At 76.5% G+C, this 2,271-nt stretch carries 3 protein-coding genes and 1 pseudogene; all 4 read right to left on the bottom strand.

The window, feature by feature from the left end:
- Positions 1 to 1,311, bottom strand: a pseudogene (locus DQW06_RS24350) (hypothetical protein); the annotation flags it as partial.
- 13 nt (positions 1,312 to 1,324) lie between these two features.
- A complete protein-coding gene (locus DQW06_RS24345) occupies positions 1,325 to 1,513 on the bottom strand; it encodes a hypothetical protein (protein ID WP_117199382.1) in 189 nt (62 codons plus the stop codon).
- Between the two features lie 14 nt (positions 1,514 to 1,527).
- Positions 1,528 to 1,716, bottom strand: a complete 189-nt coding sequence (locus DQW06_RS29010) for a hypothetical protein (RefSeq protein WP_157983590.1) — start codon at positions 1,714 to 1,716, stop codon at positions 1,528 to 1,530.
- Complete coding sequence (locus DQW06_RS24340) at positions 1,713 to 2,129, bottom strand: RRQRL motif-containing zinc-binding protein (protein ID WP_117199381.1); 417 nt, start codon at positions 2,127 to 2,129, stop codon at positions 1,713 to 1,715. Before DQW06_RS24340 ends, DQW06_RS29010 begins: the two co-directional genes overlap by 4 nt.
- Positions 2,130 to 2,271: the final 142 nt, after the last annotated feature.

Raw genomic sequence — 2,271 nt, 5'->3', positions numbered from 1 at the left:
GGGCCCCAGGTCGGGGTCGGGGCCCTCGGGGTCGGGCATGCCGCCCCCGGGGACGTGGACCTTCTCGTCGGCGCCCGGGGCGTGGGCCCCAGACACGCTGCTCTCGTCCTCCGTGCCGGGCGCTTCGGCCCCGGTCGCGGAGGCCTCGGCGGTCTCCTCCTTCGTCTTCGTGGTGGTGTCGTCGGTGGTCTTCTTGGGCGGGCGGATCTTGTGCCACAGCGCCACGGCCGGGATGGCCATGACCCCCCACACCGCCAGCGCCATGCGCCCGGCGCGGGACTTCTTCGCCTTGGCCAGGGCCTTGCGCAGGCGCTTGATAGGCCCGGAGGAGGCCACCCGGCCCGTGGCCGCGCGGGAGCGCTCGCGGGCGGTCTTGGCCGCCCTGGACAGGCGCCCGCCGGTCGCGGCGTCCACCCGCCCAGCCGCGCCCCGGATGCGGCCGCCAGCAGCACGGGCCGCACGGGCGGCCCGGCCCAGGCCACCTCCCGCCCCGCCCGTGCGGGTGCGGGCGGTGTGCCCGCCATCAGCGGTGGCGTGCACCCGACCCCGCGCGGAGCGAGCTGAGCGTCCAGAGGCCCCGCCCAGCAGGCCCTTGAGGCGTCCCATGCGCCCGCCCGATCCGGAGCGGCCACCAGCCGTGCGAGCGCCCGTCCCCGTGCTGGAGCCGCGGCCCGCGCGACCTGCCAGGCCGGACAGGCCACCTGAGGCGCCGCGCCCGGAGCGGGCGCCCTTGAACAGCGAGGCCCGGCCGCCACCGCGGCCGCGCGTGCCGGTGGAGGAAGCGCCCGTGCCGGACCCAGCGCGGGCGCTCTTGCCCAGCCCCGCCGACCCCATCGAGGCGGTCCTGCCCCGGCCCGCGCCAGCACCACCAGCGGCGCCCATGCGGCCCAGACGGCCGCCCAGGCCGCCGGAGACACCGGTCCGCCGCCCACCGCCGCCCAGGCGCTCGCCCAGGGGCCGAGACCCCCGACGCCCGCCCCGGCCGCCGCGTTCGCGGGGCTCGCGGCCCCTGCGCAGGCGGTGGATCCCGTAGGCGGTCCCGGCCACGGCTGTGGCCGCGCACCCGGCGGCCAGCCCCCAGGGGCCAGCCAGCTGGTAGAGCCCGGCAGCGCCGACAGCGGCGGTGGACAGGCCTCCGGCCGCCCACTGCCCGGCCCGCACCGGGGACTTCGTCTCCTCCTTCTCCTTGGTGTTCTGCTCCTGGTCGAGGTCGTCGGGGGAGGTGGAGCTGGGGCGCACCCGCAGCTCGTATTCCTCCCCGTCGGGGCCGCTCACCCTGGGCGGCGGCCCCGTCTCGGTGTCGGTGCTCATCTGGTCCTCCGGCTCAGAGCAGGTTGTCGATGCCCGGGGTGAGCGCGGTGACCAGACGGCCGATGGCGTCGCCGCCCTCACCGATCAGGCCGACCACGCTCAGGAAAAGGCCGGCGACCGACTCGGGGCTGTTGAAGACCCACAGGACGAGCGAGCCGATGATGAAGATGCCGAAGGCCTGTGCGAGACAGCCACGGATCACGGGGAACTCCTTTCTCACAGGCCGGGCAGCGCGGGCTGCTCAGCCTCCTGGTGGTGGTGTTCGGTCAGGTGCTCGTGCACCTGGTCGTCAGCGAGAGCGCGGGTGCGGACCGTGTCTCCGGTCCACCCGCACGAACAGGTCGGCCGGTGCAGCACCCAGTCGGGCACCGGCACCGGCCGCACGTTGGGGCGGTGGCTCCTCACGCGGCCACCGCCAGGGGCTCGTCCTCGGGCGGCTCCCACGTCGCGCACCCGGTCGGGCACCTGCCTCCGTTGCCGGTGGGCAGGCACACGTCCCAGAGCCGCTCGCAGTCGCGGCAGGTGTGCCGGGCCAGCAGCGCGCGGCACAGCGCACGCTGCTGGCCGGGGGACAGGGGGCGCACCGGCCGCGCCAGCGAGCGCCGGTACAGGGCCGCGGTCCGCGTCCCCGACCGGTTCCCGGAGCGGCGCGAGCGCCATATGATCTGCGCGGCCACCTCCAGCCCCGCGATGCTGAGCCCTTCGGCCCGCAGCTGGGCTTTGGTGCGCAGGTCGGGGTCAAGGGCCCACCCCCACGGGTAGGTCGGCACGCCGTGCCTGCTGCCGGTGGGGTCGTAGTACGGATGGCCGGTGGCCACGCTGGTCTCCTTCCTGGTCGATCGGTGTGGTGGTCGGGCTCGGGCGGGCTCTCACGCGCGGACGTGCGTCTCGCGGTTCTGGCCTCGCCTGCGGCCGGAGTAGTGCGCTGGCCCCCGCGCAACGACGCGTTGCGCGGGGGCC

The organism is Nocardiopsis sp. TNDT3, assembly GCF_003427465.1.
Classification (GTDB): Bacteria; Actinomycetota; Actinomycetes; order Streptosporangiales; family Streptosporangiaceae; genus Nocardiopsis; species Nocardiopsis dassonvillei.
This window is presented reverse-complemented; position numbering and strand designations above follow the sequence as displayed.